We start from the raw sequence: 19,142 nt of genomic DNA on the forward strand, positions 1-19,142 counted from the left end.
CGCGAGGCCGCAGGGCTGGAGGCGCGTCAAGTCAAGGCGCCGCCGGTGATCCGTGGCCAGGACGGAGAGGGATCGGTGCAGGTGCACCAGGATCCCTCCATGAAGATCGAGGGCGCGCAGGTCTTTTCGGTTTACGGCAAAGGCGGGATCGGGAAGTCGACCACCTCGTCGAACCTGTCCGCGGCCTTCGCCTCGATGGGCAAGCGCGTTCTGCAGATCGGTTGCGATCCCAAGCACGATTCGACCTTCACGCTGACAGGGAGGCTCCAGCCTACGGTGATCGACATCCTCAAGGACGTTGATTTCCACGCCGAAGAGCTGCGTCCCGAGGATTTCGTGACCGAGGGTTGGGGCGGTGTGCAATGCATCGAAGCCGGTGGCCCGCCGGCTGGTACGGGCTGTGGCGGCTATGTTGTCGGCCAGACCGTGAAGCTGCTCAAACAGCATCACATGCTCGACGATACCGACGTGGTGATCTTCGACGTTCTCGGCGATGTCGTCTGCGGCGGCTTTGCCGCGCCTCTGCAACACGCGGACCGCGCGGTGATCGTCACCGCCAACGATTTCGACTCCATCTATGCCATGAACCGCATCATCGCGGCGGTTCAGGCAAAGTCGAACAATTACAAGGTGCGGCTCGCGGGCTGCGTTGCGAACCGCTCGAAAGAGACCAACGAGGTCGATCGTTTCTGCGATACGGTCGGCTTCAAGCGCATCGCGCACATGCCCGACTTCGATGCCATCCGGCGCTCGCGGCTCAAGAAAAAGACGCTGTTCGAGATGCCTGACGAGGCGGACATCATTCTCGCCCGGGAAGAATATCTCTCGCTCGCGCGGACGCTTTGGGCTGGAACAGAGCCGCTCGCACCCCAGCCACTGCCCGACCGCGACATCTTTGAACTTTTGGGGTTCGACTGATGAGCTACGAGCTGACCCGCGCCCGCGTCGAGACTTATTTCGACCGCACCGCCACTCGCACCTGGGAGGCGCTGACCTCTGATGCGCCGGTCAGCCGTATTCGCGAAACCGTGCGTAAAGGCCGGGACGAAATGCGGGAGACACTGCTGTCCGCATTGCCAACGGATCTGAGCGGCGCGCGCGTACTCGATGCCGGATGCGGGGCAGGGCAGATGAGCCTCGAGCTCGCCAAGCGAGGGGCGCAGGTCACCGCCGTCGATATCTCGCCGGAGCTTTTGAAGATCGCTACGCGCCGGATGCCGGAGCACCTTGCGGATCGAGTCGAGTTTCGCGCGAGCGACATGCTCGATGCGGGGCTCGGGCAGTTCGATCACGTGGTCGCGATGGACAGCCTGATCTACTATACACAAGGAGATCTCGACCTCGCTCTGAGCAGTCTGAAATCGCGGGCGGACCAGGTGGTCTTCACAGTCGCACCGCGCACCCCGCTCCTCATGGCGATGTGGCAGGCCGGAAAGCTCTTTCCGCGATCGGACCGCTCGCCGGTGATGGTGCCCCATGCGCCCGGAAGGATCGTTCGGCGGCATGGCGGGCGTGACCTCGGCCGAGTGTCGGTCGGCTTCTATATCAGCCACGCATTGGAGGTCGCTGCATGAGCCAGCCGCGCCTCATAAAGCTGACACAGCGCTTTCTGCCCTTCGCCGATGCGGCGTCGGAGCATCTGCCGCTGTCGCAGCTTCTGCGGCTGTCGCTTTTCCAGGTGTCGGTCGGCATGGCGACGGTCATGCTTCTTGGTACGCTCAACCGCGTGATGATCGTCGAGCTTTCAGTGCCGGCGACCATCGTCGCGGTGATGATCGCGCTGCCGGTTCTGATCGCGCCGTTCCGTGCATTGCTGGGCTTCAGATCCGACACCCACCGCTCCGCCCTTGGCTGGAAGAGGGTGCCTTATCTGTGGTTCGGCTCACTCTGGCAGATGGGCGGGCTTGCGGTCATGCCCTTCGCGCTTTTGGTGTTGGGCGGCGACGTCGTGCACGAGGTGCCCTTCGCCGGAGAGGTGCTGGCCGCGCTCGCCTTCCTGATGACGGGTCTCGGACTGCACATGACGCAGACCGCGGGCCTTGCCCTCGCCGCGGATCGCGCCACCGAAGAGACGCGCCCACGCGTCGTCGCGCTTCTCTACGTGATGTTCCTCGTTGGCATGGGGATCTCGGCCATCGTGATCGGCTGGCTCTTGCGGGACTTCACACCACTCAAGCTCATTCGCGTCGTGCAAGGCGCGGCGGTGGTGGGCCTTGCGCTCAACCTCGTCGCGCTCTGGAAGCAGGAGAAAGTGCGCCCGATGTCTGCGGCCGAGCGCGCCGAACCGCGCCCGAGCTTCCGCGACGCGTGGGCGGATTTTGCCAAAGGGGGTGTCGCCGGGCGGCTCTTGGCCGTGGTTTTTGTCGGCACGATGGGCTTCAACATGCAGGACGTGTTGCTCGAGCCCTACGGCGGCGAGATCCTGGGGCTGTCGGTGTCCACCACGACGCTTCTCACAGCTATGTGGGCGGCGGGTGCGCTCGTCGGCTTTGCTTTGGCTGGCCGTATCCTGGCGCGGAACGGCAATCCCTATCGCATGTCCGCCGTGGGTGTCCTGATCGGCGTGATGGCGTTCTCGGTCGTGATCTTCGCCGCGCCTATGAATTCCTCCGCACTTTTCTTTGCAGGGGCCGGCCTTATCGGCCTTGGCGGCGGCTACTTCGCCGTGTCCACGCTCATGGCGGCAATGACCATGCCGGCCGAAGGGGTTGCGGGACGCGGCCTCGCGCTTGGCGCGTGGGGCGCGGCGCAGGCGACGGCGGCGGGTCTGTCGACGGCGGTCGGCGGCGGCCTGCGTGACTGGGTCAACATTCACGCGATGGCGGGCGATCTCGGCCCGGCCCTCGCATCCACCGCGACGGGATATTCCGTCGTCTACCACCTCGAAATCGGTCTTCTCTTCGTGACGCTGGCGGTTCTCGGTCCGCTCGTGACGCGGATGCGGCGGCCGAATGTCGGCCCGGCGAAGTTCGGTCTCGCCGATTTCCCGACCTGAGCATCATGATGGAGGATCCAAGCCATGATCAATGACTATCCATTCGGTAACCTCGACCTGGCGAGTCTCTCGCTGTGGCTCTTCTTCATCTTCTTCGTCGGTCTCGTGATCTGGATTCAGCGTGAGAACCAGCGCGAAGGCTATCCGCTTGTCGATGAGGATGGCAGCCAGGCCGATGCCGGTTCTGTCTGGCCCAATCCGGCGGACAAGACCTTCGTCCTGCCGCATGGACGCGGCACGTTGACTGTCCCCTCGGGTCAGCCCGCTGATCGCGACGATTTCCACGGCAATCTCACACGTGAGTTCGCTTCCGGGGGGTTCCCTTACGATCCGACCGGCAATCCGCTTGAACAGGGGGTCGGCCCCGCAGCCTGGGCAAACCGTCGTGACGAGCCGGAACTTGACGGTCACGGCAATCCCAAGATCGTTCCGATGAAGGGAGACGCGCACTTCACCGTGGCTGCCGGCAACGATCCTCGCGGTCTTCCGGTGCGCGCCGGCGACAAGAAGATTGTCGGCATGGTCTCGGACATGTGGGTCGATGAGCCGGAGCAGCTCGTCCGCTATCTCGAGATCGAGCTTGAGGGCGGCGCCGGAACACGGCTCGTCCCGATGACGCTCTGCCGGATCTGGCGGAACACGGTCGATGTGAAGACGCTCTTCGGCGAGCATTTCGCAGGCGTGCCGAAGACGGCGAAACCCGATGTCGTGACAAAGCTCGAAGAGGACAAGATCTCTGCCTATTACGGCGGCGGTGTCCTCTACGCGTCAAAGGCGCGGCTCGATCCGCAGCTCTGAGCGGCGCTTCGGGACAGGGAAAGGGAGGCACCAGATGTCACACGATGATTTCGCAACAGAGCCGGTCAACGGTCTGCCGGAGCGTCCTCCGCAAGGGGAGCACATTCTCTGGCAGGGTCGCCCGAACACCTGGGCGCTCGCCAAGGAGGCGTTGAGCCTGCCTTGGGTGGCTGGCTACTTCCTCGTGCTTGCGCTCTGGCGGTTCATCGCAGTGAGTGATCTGGTGCCGTTCGGCCAGGCCTTTGGATCGGCGATGCCGTTTCTGATCCTTGGTGGCATCACCCTGACGCTGCTGTGGCTGATCGCGCTCGTCCAGGCGCGGGCCACGGTCTACACCGTTACCAACCGCCGGGTCGCGATGCGAATCGGCTCGGCACTGACAGTGACGCTGAACTTGCCCTACACGCAGATCGGGTCCGCCGATCTTGCGCGGCGCAAGGACGGGACGGGCACGATCTCGTTCACCACGCTAGGTGAAACGCGCCTTTCCTACCTTGTCTGCTGGCCGCATGTCCGGCCCTGGAAAATGAACCCGACCCGTCCCGCCTTGCGCTGCATTCCAGATGCCGAGACGGTCGCGCGTCTGATCGGCGAGGCCGCCCAGACCCGGATCACCGAGCCGCGCCTTGCGCGCCAGCCCGACCCGGCTGCCGTAGCCGTCGCCGCGGAATAGGAGGAGACCATGTCCAGTCGCACCGCGCCGCGTTACCGCCACGAAGAGCCGGACCTCGTGCCTGTCGCTCTCGTCCGCGCGATGTCGGCCCTCGTGGCGGTCGTGCTCGCGCTGACGGCGTTCTGGGTCTGGACGGGTCGCCCCCTCGAGGCGACGCCGCCGGAAAGCCCGGTCGCCGAGGAACGTATTCTCTATCTCAAGGGCGAGCTGTCCGGTGCCGCGCAGGTGCGTGACGCCGAGGGAGCACTCGTCGCTGAATACGGGCCTGATGAGGGCGGCTTCATCGCCGGCGTCTACAGGGTCCTCGAACGCGAGCGCATCAATGCCCGCGTCGCAACGGATGGGCCTGTTCGGCTCGTCGCCTACGAGAACGGCCGGTTGGCGATCTTCGATCCGTCGACCGATTGGCGCGCCGACCTGATGGGGTTCGGCGCAGATAACGCAGCAGCCTTCGCCACGTTGCTGCGTGACTAACTCGGACAAAGGGAGCCGAAACATGGGACTTCTGACACGCGATATCGAACGGGCGCCATGCACCGTCGAGATCAGCCACAAATTCGAAAGCCTGCACGCACATGTGCGGTTCAACAACGGAGCCGTCATCCATCCCGGTGATGAAGTGACCGTTCAGGGGCCCGAGATCATGGCTCCTTTCGGTGAAATCGTTAGCGAAGACCGCGAAGCGATCATTGTCCGAGCCTCGAAGCTCGAACAGCTCTGGACGCGTCTTACGGGCGATATCGAGGTGATGGAGCTCTGCGAATTCTCCTTCTCCGAGGAGGTGCGGCTATGAACGTTCAGACACCGCATACCGCCGACATCACCAATGTCGATGAGAGCCTCGCTGTTCAGCAGGAACAGTCCCGCATGGACAGCAAGGCGGCTACCGATGTCGCGATGCAGAACACGCTTCTGACGCCGCGCTTTTACACTACCGATTTCGATCAGCTCGATGCGATCGACGTCACCCCGGTGCGCCGGGATTGGGACGCGCTCATCGCGGAGATGGAAGCAGATCCCAACAAGGGTCACTTCAAGAAGAACGAGGACTGGGACCATGTCGACTGGGACGGCATGGAGCCTGAGCTCAAGAAGGAATTCATCGACTTCCTGATCTCCTCCTGCACCGCCGAGTTCTCGGGCTGCGTCCTCTACAAGGAGATGAAGCGGCGCGGCAAGAACGGCGATATCGTTCAACTGTTCCAGCTCATGGCGCGCGACGAGGCGCGGCATGCGGGCTTTATCAATGACGCGCTGCGCGAGGCAGGTGTCGCGGTGAATCTCGGTTTTCTGACCCAGAAGAAGAAGTACACCTTCTTCCAGCCGAAATTCATCTACTACGCGACCTACCTCTCCGAAAAGATCGGCTACGCGCGGTACATCACCATCTTCCGCCATCTCGAGAAACATCCCGAGCATCGCTTCCACCCAATCTTCAAATGGTTCGAGGAATGGTGTGGCGACGAGTTCCGGCATGGCGAAGCCTTCGCGCTTCTGATGAAGACCGACCCGAAGCTGACGCAGGGCAAGAACGTGCTCTGGATCAAGTTCTTCCTGACGGCGGTCTATGCGACGATGTATGTGCGCGATCATCAGCGTCCGGCCTTCCATGACGCTCTTGGCGTCGACCCGGACTGGTACGCGCATGAAGTCTTCACCAAGACGTCGAAGCTTACCGAACAGATCTTCCCGATCACGCTCGATATCGAGCATCCGCGCTGGCAGCCGACGCTCGAACGCCTGCACCGCGCGAATGTCGCGATTGCCGAAGGCAAGAAGCAGGGCGGCGCCGGTGGCAAGCTGAAGGAATGGGCCAACTCGGCAAAGGCGGCCTTCTGCTTCGTCAGTCTCTACACGATCCCGGCGGTGAAGCATCGGGTGCCCGAGAGCACACGGCTGGAACCGGCCTATTGATCGATGCCGCCGCATATCTCGATCCCGAGGGCGCCCCGCGCCCCGGGCAAGACCGGTTTGATGGCATGGAGCGGATCTGTTGACCTCGGAAAGCTGGATCGCCGCGCTGTTCGCCCTCTTCGTCTGGTGGTTCTCCACCGGGGCGATCCTTCTCGCCGTCCGCAAGGCACAGAGCCCGGTCGCCCGGCTGGCGCTGACGCTAGGTACCGCGCCGCTCCTCGCGCTTGCGGTCTTTGCCGTCCACCGGGCCAGCGCCGTGGACGATCTCGCCGGCGTCTATTTCGGCTTTCTCGGCGCCATCGCCCTTTGGGGATGGATCGAGCTCGCCTTCCTGACCGGTATCGTGACGGGGCCGAACCTGCATGTCTGTCCGAAAGACCGGCCAGGATGGGAGCGTTTCCTGCGCGCCTGGGGCACGATCGCCTATCACGAAATGGCGCTTGTCGCCGCGCTGATCGTGCTGGGCCTGCACGCGCAGAGCGCTGCGAATTCGGTCGCCTTCTGGACGTTCGCCGTTCTTTTCTTCGCACGGCTCTCCGCCAAGCTGAATCTCTTTCTCGGCGTGCCCAAAATCAACGTCGAATTCCTGCCCGCACAGCTTGCTCATCTTCCGAGCCATTTCCGCATCGCGCCGATGAACGCATTGTTCCCGATCTCTGTGACGGGGCTGTCCTTTGCGGTGGCTTGCTGGCTGGAACGTCTCTTTTCTGCCGGATCGCCTGCTGAGGCGGCCGGATTCTCGCTTCTCGCCGCGCTGACCGCGCTGGCCCTCCTTGAACACTGGTTCATGGTGCTGCCGCTGCCCGACGAGAAGCTCTGGCGCTGGGCTCTGCCCGCGCCCAAAACCGCGACCGAACCGAGGGAGGACGCCCATGGACTTTGACGCCCTTTTCGATGCCGAGCTCGACAGCCTGCGCGCCGATGGAAACTACCGCATCTTCGCAGAGCTCGAACGGAAGTGCGGGGCCTTCCCCAAAGCGCGGAGCTTCGATGAAGACGCGCCAGACGAGGTGACGGTCTGGTGCTCCAACGACTATCTTGGCATGGGCCAGCATCCAAAGGTGATGACGGCCATGCAGGACGCTATCGCCGCGCATGGCTGCGGCGCGGGCGGGACGCGCAACATCTCCGGCAATACCCACCAGCATCGCCTTCTCGAAGCAGAGCTCGCGGATTTGCACGGAAAGGACGCGGCGCTGCTCTTCACCTCGGGCTACGTTTCGAACTGGGCGGCGCTTTCGACGCTGGGATCGAAGCTTCCCGACGCGGTGATCCTGTCAGACGAGAAGAACCACGCCTCGATGATCGAGGGAATTCGCCATTCCAAGGCCGACAAGGTGATCTGGAAGCACAACGATCCCGAAGATCTCGACCGCAAGCTTGCCGCGCTTCCCTCGAACGCGACCAAGATCGTCGCCTTCGAGTCGGTCTATTCGATGGACGGCGATATCTGCCCGATGGAAGAGATTATCGAAGTCGCCGAAAAGCACGGCGCGATGACCTATCTCGACGAGGTCCATGCGGTCGGCATGTACGGCCAGCGCGGCGGTGGCGTTTCTGAGGAACTCGGTCTCGCGCACCGCATCACGCTGATCGAAGGGACGCTCGGTAAGGCCTACGGTGTGGTCGGTGGCTATATCACCGGCTCGGTGGCGCTTTGCGATTTCATCCGCTCCTTTGCGTCCGGGTTCATCTTCACGACCGCCCTGCCGCCAGCCGTGGCCGCGGCGGCGCGCACCTCCATCGCGCATCTGAAGGAAAGCGGAATCGAACGCGCGCGCCAGCGCCAGCAGGTCGCCAAGCTGCGCCGCCGTCTCGACGCTTTGGGCATTCCGCATCTGCCGAATCCGAGCCACATCATCCCGGTGATGATCAAGGATCCGGTGAAGTGTCGGCAGCTCGCCGATATCCTGATGCAGGACTTCGGGATCTATGTTCAGCCGATCAATTATCCGACCGTCCCGAAAGGCACTGAGCGGCTGCGCTTCACGCCGGGTCCGCTGCATTCCGACGAGGATATCGAACGGCTCGTACAGGCGCTCTCGACTCTTTGGAAGCGCTGCGCGATCGCCCACGCAGTCGCGTAACTGTGTCTTTCTTGTAGATGCCTTGGCATGTCTGACGGTTTATGATGATCCGAGACGATCTCGGTGCCATTTCATGACGTTCAGACATTTCATCATCGGAGCGGTTTTGTGCCTCGCCACGCCCGTCAAGTCACAGGATGGGGCACGCCTGTTTGAGCCTTGTGCGGCGTGTCACAGCGTCACCGCGCCGGACGGCACCGTTCTTGTTCAGGGCGGGCGTGCCGGTCCGGATCTCTACGGGGTCGTGGGGCGCACCGTCGCGGGCAAGCCGGGGTTCAATTACTCAAGCTCCATGCAAGAGGCGCGCGGGCGAGGTCTGGTCTGGTCGGAGCCGAATTTCACCGCCTATATGCGAAATCCAAACCTCTTTCTGCAGGAATGGCTGGGCGATCCTTCCGCCAGGGCCCGCATGGCCTTCCGGATCGAGAGCGGCGCGCCGGCGATATATCGCTATCTGCAATCGCTGGAACGCTGACGCGACTGCGCCAAAATCGAGCCAAATCCGAACCACTCGCAAGGCTGCCGATAACGCATCGTCAAGACTTGGCGCGGCATCCTCATCTCGGGTGAGTAGGAGTGTGGTGAGATGCCGAAAGGTGCCTCGGGCAGCAATGCTGCGCCGGTCATTATCAAACGCAAGAAGGTGGTCGCCGGCGGTGGCCACCATGGCGGTGCTTGGAAGGTCGCCTACGCCGATTTCGTCACGGCGATGATGGCATTTTTCATGCTGATGTGGCTTCTGAACGCCACGACCGAAAAGCAGCGCAAGGGGCTCGCGGATTACTTCGCGCCCACGATCTCGATCAGCCGCGTTTCGGGCGGTGGCTCGGGCACCATGCAGGGCGAGTCCGTTTTCGCGCAGGATGCGCTGCCGCAGAACGGAACGGGCGCGACCAGCTTCATGCCCGAATCCCGGATAAGCCGTGACGATGTCTCGCAGGATGCAGGCCAAGACGCCGAGATGGACGCGACGCTCGCCGATATAGAACGGGTCTTTCTCGAACGCGTGGTCGAGAGCGCGAATGGCAATGCCCTGATGGCGCATCTGGCGACCCGCGTGACCGATGAAGGCCTCGTGCTTACCCTTTCGGATCTGCCCGACGCCCCCCTCTTCACCGGATTGGCCGAGCCCACTGCCACTGTCGAAACCCTGCTGACACTGATGGGCGAGCTTGCCGGTCTAGCCGACAATGACCTCGCCATCGCTGCGCATGTTCGCCGCGTTCCGATCGTTGTAGCGAAGGATCCCGTGTGGGACGAAACCGAAGGTCGCGTGCGGGTCGCACGAGAAATATTGATCTCATCGGGGCTATCCACGCGCCGCGTGCAGCGAGTCGTTGCCCATGCGGATAGCAAGGCTGACGTGGCCGCACCGACCCATGCCCGCAACAACCGGCTCGAGATCATCTTCCTGCGATAGGCGCGCGCAGAAAACTAAGCATTTTAGGCATTAGGGAGGCATTAAGCCGCCGTGCGGTAGGAAGCAGTCATCCGAGCAGCAGAAGGGCGCGCCGATGACGATTTCCTCTTCACTCAACGCCGGTGTCGCCGGACTTGCCGCCAATGCCAGTCAGCTTGGCACGATCTCCGACAACATCGCGAATTCCGAGACCTTCGGTTACAAGCAGGCCAAGACCGACTTCCATTCCATCGTTATGTCGAGTGCGGGCGGCGGTTACACAGCCGGTGGCGTGCGGACCTCGACCTCCTATGAGATCGATCAAAACGGCTCGCTTGTCACCACGTCGAACGCAACGGACCTTGCCGTACGTGGCCGGGGCTTCCTGCCTGTCGCGGAAAGCAGTGATGTTCAGGCGGGCAATGGCGACCCGCAGATGCTGTTGACAACGACGGGTTCGTTCACGACCGATGAGAACGGTTATCTCGTTACCAGCACGGGCTTGATGCTTCTGGGCTGGCCTGCGAACCCGGACGGGACGATCGGCACATACCCGCGCGATACCTCGGACGGGCTCGAGCCGGTGCAGATCAACGTCAACCAGTTCTCCGGAGAGCCGACAACGCGGGTCACGCTCGGCCTGAACTTGCCGGCGACAGAAACCTTGGCAACCGCCTCCGGCGACGCGCTGACCCTGTCGGTGGAATATTACGACAATCTCGGCGTGTCAGAGAACATCGAGGTGACCTTCACGCCGACCATTCCGGCATCGGGCGCGTCCAATACCTGGAACATGGTAATCGAGGACAGCGCCAATCCCGGCACGATCATCGGTGAATACGAGATGATCTTCGATGACTCGCGGTCGAGCGGCGGGACATTGGCCTCCGTGACGACGATCTCGGGCGGTGCGTACGATCCCGCGACCGGATCGATGACGGTCAATGTCGTCGGTGGCCCGATAGAGATCACCGTCGGTGAAATCGGCGCAAGCAACGGCATCACCCAACTCTCCGATAGTTTCGCGCCCCTCAATATCTCGAAGGACGGCTCCCCTGTCGGAAACATGACCTCGGTCGAGATCGATGAGAACGGCATGGTCCATGCCTATTTCGACACCGGTATCACGCGAACGATCTATCAGGTGCCGCTCGTCGATGTACCGAACCCCAACGGTCTCACGCCGCTCGACAATCAGGTCTACGCACCGTCCTTCGAAAGCGGCAGTTTTTTCCTTTGGGATGCGGCGGACGGGCCGACCGGTGACATAGTCGCCTTCGCCCGGGAGGAATCCACGACCGATGTCGCCGCGGAGCTGACCCAGCTGATCCAGACGCAGCGGGCATATTCGTCCAACGCGAAGGTCATCCAGACGGTCGCATTATCGCGGGAATTAGCAACCGATTTCCCGGTCGAGATTTGGCTTTGCGTATCGGCGAGATCGCGGTTGATAGATTTTAGCGTCTGCAGCGCCACCATGGCGCCGTTATTCGTCAGAATGCTAGACATGAGTATTTATCCTCATTGACGATTTTCATCGTATCTGGTTTCAAATTTTAGCCATTCTGACTTTTCACATTCGAAAATGTGGCGCTTTTTGGCGTGCTCTAGGGATACAAGGCAACTCTTAAGGAATCATTTAAGTGAGAATGTGATTTGACGCTTTTAGAACGATAGAGTGAAGGCGGCGGCGCTTTGCAAAGTTTAACGGTCTGTTTGCTTCTGAGGTTTAAAGGGGTTCGTGTAGTTTTTTAAAGAGATCTTGAAGCTATGGACCTTTTCTCACACAAAGCAACAACGGTTCTCCAGATCCCTGATAAGGTTGAAGGTCAAGCTTTTTCCAAGAATTTTTCCAATTGTAAAGTGGGTCATTCTTTCGATCTAGTGCTCGATGATTTAAATGAAAATGTCTTTAACGAGCACAGGTATCATAGAGATAAAGATTTGAAAATTTGTGAGCTATCAGAGGAGACAATATCCAAGCATATATTATCTGTTGAAAATTCGGTAGGTTCAGTTTGTCATGAAGCCCTAGATCGTGAATTTATGGTTTTTTCGGATATTGCAGAACTGCCTGATAATAATCCACTTGGAGATTATATCTTTCTAGATGAGGCGCAGGTGAGATATTTTAATTGTGTTATAGTGGCTGACAGCAACCCAAGTCAGGTAAATTCTCACAATAATTATTGCCCGGAAGCTAATAGAAACGCAATGGTTGAGCTTGATGATGATCCTACTTTTGATGGAAATCTAAATAATAAAAGCATACAAAGCTCAGGACGTCCTTTCAGGCATATTTTAATTAAGGAAACATATCTTGGGAATCTTTCTCCTCTGGATTTTGTTGATGAATCGCCTGACACATTAAACAAAGAATATCATACTCACTTAGAATGCATAGTAGAGGTTGGGGCAGGGGTTCTAGAGCTTTCTGAAAGGAAACTTCAACAACCGGATTTTCTGATTATGGGTTCTGAGCAAATCCGAGGTGAAGTTGTAACTGAAAGAGATCTAAAAGGAACCGCGCAAGATCAGGCTAGCAAAATCGACGATTTGAAGAAGATGATTTTAATTTCTGAACCAGTGGAGATATCAATAGAGCAAGGCCTCGGGAGAATAGATAGTCCTCGAGTTAGAGATGACGAAACGACAAAATACGTAGATGAACGTGCAAAATTGCCCCCCGTTAAACACCTTACTGAATGTATAGATGGAAAAAATATTAAGTTATTGAGTGAGGGTTTTCGTCCAACACAGATAATTTCACATGACATTAATTTTGTTTATTCAAATGAGCATTTTTCTAGTGACCAATCCAAAGCGGAGGCTGGAAGAAGCGGTAAGCAAGCTATACAAAAAATAGATAAAATCGATTTCGGACAAAGTACCAATAATTACTTTGGGAACCTCGAATCTCACGAACGCGAAGTTTTTCGAGAAATAAGCGGTGTAGTCTTGAAGCAAACAGCTAGCTTAGAAGTGGAGGACGAGACTGTCTTAAAGCTCTCGATAATTGATCAAAGTATCCATCATTTTGAGGAGGCTGCGACCTCCCAAAAATCGGAGGCCCTTTTGGGTGCAGCAAATTACAATATCGTTCCGACGGTTAAGAAAGAAAATTTGGAAACGATAGCCAAGGTGAATCCCAGCCAAAGCTTCGAGATTGTTTCGATATCTAGAACAGGTCAAGATCTAGAAATATCATTGGACCCGGAAGAGCTTGGATCAGTGAGGTTGCATCTTCTTGATGGTCCTCTTGGACAGATCGTATCCGTTAGCGCAGACCGACCGGAGACGCTCTCTCTTTTGTCTCGGAATATTGAGACTTTGGAAAGGTATTTGATACAGTCTGGCATCGGTGTGTCGGAGTTCCGCTTTGGTGAAACGATGGGCGAGCGATCTCAGAACGCGCCAAGCCTGCAAAAGACGGACCAAAGACATCGCAGCCGCGGAATAAGGCTGGAAGAGCAGCCCGACCAGGAACTGGGTAGTGCAGAGAACGGTATCGATATAAGGATCTAACGGTTACATGTATGTCAGCGAGATATCAGCAGCGTCTGCAGGGGTAGCAACGACGCTTTCCGCGTCCGGTGACTCAGGTGTTTTGTCGTCGGACTTCCAAACCTTTCTGAAGATGCTTGTCACGCAGGCGGAAAACCAGGATCCGCTTAACCCAATCGATTCGTCCGACTATGCAGCGCAGCTCGCAAGTTTCGCTACGGTGGAACAGCAGGTCATGACAAACGATCTTCTGCGAGTATTGACGGCACAATCGGGCGGTGCTGCGGGTCTCGATATGGGGGACTGGATTGGAAGCGAAGTGCTCGTTTCCGGACCGGTTTTCTATGAAGGCGATCCGATCCTGGTACAGCCGAGACCCGCGCCGAATGCGACCTCCGCTCAGCTCACCGTACGCAATGCGCAGAGCGAGATCGTCGACATCGTTGCCCTTTCGATCCCGATGCACTCCATCGAGTGGCCGACAAGCGCAAATTCCGCCAACATCCCAAGCGGGTACTACACATTCGAGGTCGAAAGTTTCAGTGGCGGGCAATTGCTCGATACCGGCGCAGCACAGGCATATGCCAGCGTCACGAGCGTGCACGGCAAGGCCGGGGACGTGACTTTGGAACTGGCTGGCGGTTCCAAGGTAGCTGCGGCATCCGTCGAGGAGGTGCGGATAACCGAGTGATGCGGCCGAGCTTTGTGATCTCAGGCGATCAATACGATGGCGAGAAGAGACGCCGCCAGACCGACGGCACAACCCGCCACTACCCAGCCAAGCTTCACCAGCTTGCCGCTGGAATGCGGGGCAGGTTGACTACGGGATTGCTGGATCAGCAGGCTTTCCACAAGATCGGGCAGACGTGGTCCAAAACGGGCAAGAACCTTCGCAGTCTCCTGAAGATCGGAAAGAACGGCGCGCGGCCCGATGGAGTTCTTGATGTATTCCTCGACCACGGGCTGGGCCGCGTGCCAGATGTTCATCTTCGGATTGAGGGACCGCGCCACGCCTTCGACAACGACCATCGTCCTCTGAAGAAGAATGAGCTCGGTGCGGGTTTCCATGCCGAACCGCTCCGTTACCTCGAAGAGATAAGCGAGAAGGCGCGCCATCGAGATGCGCGTGGCATCCATGCCGAAAATCGGCTCCCCGACAGCGCGCAAAGCCCGCGCGAACTCGTCGACATCGCGGTCAGCCGGAACGTAGCCCGCCTCGAAATGAACCTCGGCCACGCGTTTGTAGTCGCGACGAATGAACCCGTAGAGAATCTCGGCATAGACGCGGCGCGTATATGCGTCGATGTGGCCCATAATACCGAAATCGTAGGCTATGATCGTCCCGTCAGCCGCGACCTTGAGATTTCCCTGGTGCATGTCACCGTGAAAGAAACCGTCTCTCAGTGCGTGGCTCAGAAACAATTGGATCACGCGCTCCGACAAGGCGATCCGGTCGATCCCAGCTGCGTCCAGCGCCGCGTTATCGCCCATCGACGCACCTTCGGCCCAGCCGAGCGTCATCACGCGCCGGCCCGACAGGAACCATTTCACGTCAGGAACGCGAAATCCGTCATCCTGCTCGGTATTCGCCGCGAATTCGGACGCGGAGGCGGCTTCGAGCCTCAGGTCCAGCTCTCCCATCACGACGCCTTCGAAATGCGCAATCACATCGACAGGCTTGAGTCGGCGCGTGGAGGGCAGAAGCAATTCGATAACGCGCGCCGAGAAGTAGAATGCGTCGATATCACGCCGGAACGCACGCTCGACACCAGGACGCAAGACCTTGACCGCAACGGTTTCGCCAGTCTCGGCCAGCGTCGCCTTGTGCACCTGCGCGATGGAGGCCGCAGCCACGGGGTCCGAGAAGCTTGCGAAAATGCCGTCAAGCGACACGTCGAGATCGGCCTCGATCGCATCGCGGGCTTCGTCTTTGGAGAACGGCGGCAACTTGTCCTGCAGGACGCGCAATTGCGCGGCGAGTTCCTCGCCAACGACATCCGGCCGGGTCGAGAGAATCTGACCGAACTTGATGTAGGCCGGGCCCAGCGCCGTGAGCGCGCGGGTGACCGGCGGCATGTTCGGATCGCCTTCATATCCGAGAAAGGCGAAGGGCCGGCCGATGATCCGGGCCGCGACACGAATGGAGCGCGGGGCATCGACCGCGTCGAGAACGACAGGCATCGCGCCCGATCGTTCGAACGTCGCGCCGGTACGGATCAGCCGCCAGAGGTTCAGAGGTCCGCGCATCTGTTCAGATCTTCCAGCCGGAATGCAGGCAAGCGATTCCGAGGCTCAGGTTGCGATAGCTGGTATTCTCGAACCCGGCCTCGCGTACCATCTCGAGGAAGGTCTCCTGGTCGGGGAACCGCCGAATCGATTCCACAAGATATCGGTAGCTGTCGCGATCACCGGCAATCGCCTGTCCCATCGCGGGAATCGCGTTGAAGGAATAGAGGTCATAGAGCTTCTGAAGACCCGGCTGCGGAATGCGCGAGAATTCGAGCACCATCAGTCGGCCACCCGGTTTCAGCACGCGGTACGCTTCACCCAGCGCCACTTCGGGCCGCGTCACGTTCCGGATACCGAAGGAGATCGTGTAGACATCGAAGCTGGACGCAGGGAAGGGTAGGGACATCGCGTCGCCAACGACCCAGTCGAGGCTCTCTGCCATCTCGGCCGCTTCGGCCCGTTGCCGTCCCGCGACGAGCATCGGCTCGGTCAGGTCGAGCACTGTGGCATGACCGCGACCCGCCCGTTTCAGAAACCGGAAGGAGATGTCACCGGTCCCGCCTGCGACATCGAGAAGCCGTTGGTCAGGGCGCGGCGCGAGCCAATCCATCATCGCATCTTTCCAGAGGCGGTGGATGCCGAGGCTCATCGCGTCATTCATCACATCGTATTTCGATGCGACCGACTGGAAGACCCCCTGCACGAGACCGGCCTTCTCGGTCTCGGCCACTTCGGAGAAACCGAAATGCGCCTTTTTCTCGGGCTCGTCTGCCATCTGGGTCTCCGCCTCAGGGTGTCGCTTGAAATCCGCGTTACACAGATGGCGGTGCCGGGACAAACAGTCAAATCCGCGCAAGCCCTCTGTGGTCTTTCGCTGGCTGTCGCGGGGCCTATATGAACGCGGCCAGACCCGAGAGCCCGAGCGATCCAGAATGCCAGAACTTCCCGAAGTCGAAACCGTGCGCCGCGGCCTCCTGCCGGCAATGGAAAGTCATGTCATCGCGCGAGCCGACGTGAACCGTCCCGACTTGCGATGGCCCTTTCCGGACCGGATGGCGGAGCGTCTGACCGGGCAGCGCGTCGAACGCTTGCGGCGCCGTTCGAAATACATCCTCGCGGATCTTTCGGGCGGCGAAACGCTGCTCATGCATCTCGGCATGTCGGGGCGCATCCTGATTTCCGGCGATCCACTGGGGCAATTCGTGCGCGACCATCCTGCGCCCGAGAAACACGACCATGTCGTCTTCCACATGAAAAACGGGGCGCGGATCATCTTCAATGACCCGCGGCGCTTCGGCGCGATGGACCTGTTCGAGACTGCGACTGCGGAGGCCCATCCGCTGCTGTCTGCAATCGGGCCGGAGCCCTTGGGAAATGCCTTCCACGAAGACCACCTGATTGCAGCGCTGCGCGGTCGGATGACGCCGATCAAATCCGCGCTGCTCGACCAGAAGATCGTTGCAGGGCTCGGGAATATATATGTGTGCGAGGCGCTCTTCCGGGCGGGCATTCACCCGGTGCGGAAGGCAGGAAAGATTGGCAGAACGCGGGTGGCGAGCCTGGTGCCGGTGATCCGCGCCACGCTTGAGGACGCGATCGCGGCCGGGGGCTCCTCGCTCCGTGACTACCGGCGCGCAGATGGTGAGCTTGGCTATTTTCAGCACAGTTTCGATGTCTATGGCCGAGAGGGCGCGCCCTGCCGCCGCGACGGCTGCAACGGCAAGGTGCGGCGCATCGTGCAGGCAGGGCGATCGTCCTTCTATTGCACGGCCTGCCAAAGATAACTTGATCCGGGGCGGGGACGTGATAACCACGATGGTCTGAGTGGAACCAACGGAGCGCCGTCCGCATGGCCTACGAGACGATTATCGTCGAGATCGAAGACCACGTCTGCACCATCAAGCTCAATCGCCCCGATGCCCTGAACGCGCTGAACTCGCAGCTTCTGAAAGAGCTGGCGAGCGCGCTGACCGATGCCGACCGCAACGACAAGGTGCGGGCCATCGTTCTGACGGGCTCGCAAAAGGCCTTCGCGGCCGGTGCCGACATCAAGGAGATGTCGGAAAAGAGCTTCGTGGAAATGTACCTGACTGACTTCTTCGGCAGTGAGCACGAGGCGGTGCAAAAGGTCCGCAAGCCAATCATCGCGGCAGTCGCCGGTTACGCGCTGGGTGGCGGGTGCGAGCTTGCCATGATGTGCGACTTCATTATCGCGGGCGACAACGCGAAATTTGGTCAGCCGGAGATTAACCTTGGCGTCATCGCCGGAATCGGCGGCACGCAGCGGCTCACCCGCTTTGTCGGCAAGTCGAAGTCGATGGACATGCACCTCACCGGCCGCTTCATGGATGCCGAAGAGGCGGAACGGTCCGGCCTCGTCAGCCGCGTCGTGCCCGCGAAAAGCCTGATGGAAGAGGCTATGAACGCCGCAGGCAAGATCGCGGAGAAATCGACCCTCTCCACGATGGCGGCAAAGGAAGCCGTGAACCGCGCCTACGAGACCACGCTTGCCGAGGGCATCCTCTTCGAGAAGCGTCTGTTCCATTCGCTCTTCAGCACCGAAGATCAGAAGGAGGGCATGGCGGCCTTTCAGGAAAAGCGGACAGCTCAGTTCCGCGACAAGTAACCCATCCCGCCGATACGGGTTGCCAGGCTTGGCCTTTTACCGTATCGGGGCGGCTTACATGCGCGTGATGCCCGCTTTGGCAAGAATCGATCCGGTCGAGAGGCCCGGGTGCGGCGTCATATAAGCGCAAGACATTCTGGAACTCGAACTCAAAGGTCGATCATCATGGCGAATACGCCCCAGTCCAAGAAGCGCGCGCGTCAGAACGAACGCCGCTATGCCGTGAACAAGGCCCGCCGTTCGCGCATCCGCACCTACCTTCGCAAAGTCGAAGAGGCGATCGCCTCGGGCAACAAGGATGACGCGCAGGCCGCCCTTCGCGCAGCCCAGCCCGAAGTGATGCGCGGCGTCACCAAAGGCGTCTTTCACAAGAACACCGCGGCCCGCAAAATCTCGCGCCTCACGTCGCGCGTGAAGGCCCTCTCGTAAAATCAAAGGCTTACTGGTCGTTTCGGCCAAGGTCCTGAAAAGACGCCATTATTTGGCGTCTTTTTTTCGTATGTGGCTTTTCTGCGCGGCGCAGAGATTCTTTTCCGGGAATCTCTGAGTCAAGCTGTAAGAACAGTTGTCGGCCCCTGTGCCCGGCGTCTAATTTCAGTCCTGCGAGTCACGATCGCTTGGGGGGACAGGTCCGCAGACGGCGCGTTCGACGGTAACGACGAACCAGCCTCTTGCGGCTCGGAGCCGACTGCCATCGGTTCAGCGTGGGGCATTTCAGGCCCCTGCCTTGTCCAAGATACACCTTTGGTGTGCCCGCACGGCCATTCCGGCGTTGGGACCGGTATGTCTTGCGTGTGCACCGTCACTACAAGCCCGCAGCCTTGGCTGCCGGGGTGGGTATCTTTTGTCCAAAGCTATCGGAACCGTGGCGTGGATCGGGCCACGTCGAACGAGGAAAAGCCGGGGACAGACACGGA

At 59.8% G+C, this 19,142-nt stretch carries 20 protein-coding genes; 18 read left to right on the forward strand and 2 right to left on the reverse strand.

Annotation, left to right across the window (positions count from 1 at the left end):
* Nucleotides 1-99: 99 nt before the first annotated feature.
* The 15 genes from bchL (at nt 100) to FIU91_RS18570 (ending at nt 14,061) form a co-directional block, all read left to right on the forward strand.
* Complete coding sequence (gene bchL / locus FIU91_RS18500; protein WP_245760167.1) at nt 100-918, forward strand: ferredoxin:protochlorophyllide reductase (ATP-dependent) iron-sulfur ATP-binding protein; 819 nt, start codon at nt 100-102, stop codon at nt 916-918.
* Nucleotides 918-1,574, forward strand: a complete 657-nt coding sequence (bchM, locus tag FIU91_RS18505; RefSeq protein ID WP_152463586.1) for a magnesium protoporphyrin IX methyltransferase — start codon at nt 918-920, stop codon at nt 1,572-1,574. The genes bchL and bchM overlap by 1 nt, the downstream gene beginning before the upstream one ends.
* Nucleotides 1,571-2,995 carry a PucC family protein gene (locus FIU91_RS18510; protein ID WP_093009176.1) on the forward strand — a complete coding sequence of 475 codons (1,425 nt, stop codon included), beginning with the start codon at nt 1,571-1,573 and terminating at the stop codon, nt 2,993-2,995. Before bchM ends, FIU91_RS18510 begins: the two co-directional genes overlap by 4 nt.
* 24 nt (nt 2,996-3,019) lie before the next feature.
* Nucleotides 3,020-3,793, forward strand: coding sequence for a photosynthetic reaction center subunit H (gene puhA, locus FIU91_RS18515; RefSeq protein WP_172975047.1), 774 nt, complete (start codon nt 3,020-3,022; stop codon nt 3,791-3,793).
* Between the two features lie 34 nt (nt 3,794-3,827).
* Nucleotides 3,828-4,466 carry a photosynthetic complex putative assembly protein PuhB gene (gene puhB / locus FIU91_RS18520; RefSeq protein ID WP_152463587.1) on the forward strand — a complete coding sequence of 213 codons (639 nt, stop codon included), beginning with the start codon at nt 3,828-3,830 and terminating at the stop codon, nt 4,464-4,466.
* A 9-nt stretch (nt 4,467-4,475) separates the two neighbouring features.
* Complete coding sequence (gene puhC, locus FIU91_RS18525; protein ID WP_093009178.1) at nt 4,476-4,940, forward strand: photosynthetic complex assembly protein PuhC; 465 nt, start codon at nt 4,476-4,478, stop codon at nt 4,938-4,940.
* A 22-nt stretch (nt 4,941-4,962) separates the two neighbouring features.
* Entirely contained in the window at nt 4,963-5,259 is a 297-nt protein-coding gene (locus tag FIU91_RS18530) for a hypothetical protein (protein ID WP_093009179.1), read from the forward strand.
* Nucleotides 5,256-6,380: a magnesium-protoporphyrin IX monomethyl ester (oxidative) cyclase gene (acsF, locus tag FIU91_RS18535; RefSeq protein ID WP_093009180.1), complete on the forward strand. Its 1,125-nt coding sequence runs from the start codon at nt 5,256-5,258 to the stop codon at nt 6,378-6,380. The genes FIU91_RS18530 and acsF overlap by 4 nt, the downstream gene beginning before the upstream one ends.
* Nucleotides 6,381-6,459: 79 nt before the next feature.
* Nucleotides 6,460-7,263 carry a putative photosynthetic complex assembly protein PuhE gene (puhE, locus tag FIU91_RS18540; protein ID WP_152463588.1) on the forward strand — a complete coding sequence of 268 codons (804 nt, stop codon included), beginning with the start codon at nt 6,460-6,462 and terminating at the stop codon, nt 7,261-7,263.
* Nucleotides 7,253-8,467, forward strand: a complete 1,215-nt coding sequence (gene hemA, locus FIU91_RS18545) for a 5-aminolevulinate synthase (protein ID WP_093009182.1) — start codon at nt 7,253-7,255, stop codon at nt 8,465-8,467. The genes puhE and hemA overlap by 11 nt, the downstream gene beginning before the upstream one ends.
* A gap of 73 nt (nt 8,468-8,540) precedes the next feature.
* A complete protein-coding gene (locus FIU91_RS18550) occupies nt 8,541-8,942 on the forward strand; it encodes a cytochrome c family protein (protein ID WP_152463589.1) in 402 nt (133 codons plus the stop codon).
* Nucleotides 8,943-9,053: 111 nt separating this feature from the next.
* Nucleotides 9,054-9,887, forward strand: a complete 834-nt coding sequence (locus FIU91_RS18555; RefSeq protein WP_152463590.1) for a flagellar motor protein MotB — start codon at nt 9,054-9,056, stop codon at nt 9,885-9,887.
* Nucleotides 9,888-9,981: 94 nt separating this feature from the next.
* Nucleotides 9,982-11,394: a flagellar hook protein FlgE gene (locus FIU91_RS18560; RefSeq protein WP_152463591.1), complete on the forward strand. Its 1,413-nt coding sequence runs from the start codon at nt 9,982-9,984 to the stop codon at nt 11,392-11,394.
* A gap of 242 nt (nt 11,395-11,636) precedes the next feature.
* The gene (locus tag FIU91_RS18565; RefSeq protein WP_152463592.1) at nt 11,637-13,391 is read left to right on the forward strand and encodes a flagellar hook-length control protein FliK; all 1,755 of its coding nucleotides are present in this window, start codon (nt 11,637-11,639) and stop codon (nt 13,389-13,391) included.
* Between the two features lie 7 nt (nt 13,392-13,398).
* Complete coding sequence (locus tag FIU91_RS18570; protein ID WP_152463593.1) at nt 13,399-14,061, forward strand: flagellar hook capping FlgD N-terminal domain-containing protein; 663 nt, start codon at nt 13,399-13,401, stop codon at nt 14,059-14,061.
* A 20-nt stretch (nt 14,062-14,081) separates the two neighbouring features.
* Here FIU91_RS18570 and ubiB read toward each other — a convergent pair whose 3' ends face one another.
* Together ubiB and ubiE are read right to left on the reverse strand one after the other, a co-directional pair.
* Nucleotides 14,082-15,617 carry a 2-polyprenylphenol 6-hydroxylase gene (ubiB, locus tag FIU91_RS18575; RefSeq protein ID WP_152463594.1) on the reverse strand — a complete coding sequence of 512 codons (1,536 nt, stop codon included), beginning with the start codon at nt 15,615-15,617 and terminating at the stop codon, nt 14,082-14,084.
* A 4-nt stretch (nt 15,618-15,621) separates the two neighbouring features.
* A complete protein-coding gene (ubiE, locus tag FIU91_RS18580) occupies nt 15,622-16,374 on the reverse strand; it encodes a bifunctional demethylmenaquinone methyltransferase/2-methoxy-6-polyprenyl-1,4-benzoquinol methylase UbiE (RefSeq protein ID WP_152463595.1) in 753 nt (250 codons plus the stop codon).
* 157 nt (nt 16,375-16,531) lie between these two features.
* Between ubiE and mutM the strand changes: the two genes are divergently transcribed.
* The 3 genes from mutM (at nt 16,532) to rpsT (ending at nt 18,654) form a co-directional block, all read left to right on the forward strand.
* Nucleotides 16,532-17,383 carry a bifunctional DNA-formamidopyrimidine glycosylase/DNA-(apurinic or apyrimidinic site) lyase gene (gene mutM, locus FIU91_RS18585; protein ID WP_152463596.1) on the forward strand — a complete coding sequence of 284 codons (852 nt, stop codon included), beginning with the start codon at nt 16,532-16,534 and terminating at the stop codon, nt 17,381-17,383.
* A 65-nt stretch (nt 17,384-17,448) separates the two neighbouring features.
* Complete coding sequence (locus FIU91_RS18590; protein WP_093009191.1) at nt 17,449-18,225, forward strand: enoyl-CoA hydratase; 777 nt, start codon at nt 17,449-17,451, stop codon at nt 18,223-18,225.
* Nucleotides 18,226-18,390: 165 nt separating this feature from the next.
* Nucleotides 18,391-18,654 (forward strand): 30S ribosomal protein S20, encoded by a 264-nt coding sequence (gene rpsT, locus FIU91_RS18595; protein WP_093009192.1) that lies wholly within the window; start codon nt 18,391-18,393, stop codon nt 18,652-18,654.
* The last annotated feature ends 488 nt before the right edge of the window (nt 18,655-19,142 follow it).

Source organism: Roseivivax sp. THAF30 (genome assembly GCF_009363575.1).
Taxonomy (GTDB): Bacteria; Pseudomonadota; Alphaproteobacteria; order Rhodobacterales; family Rhodobacteraceae; genus Roseivivax; species Roseivivax halotolerans.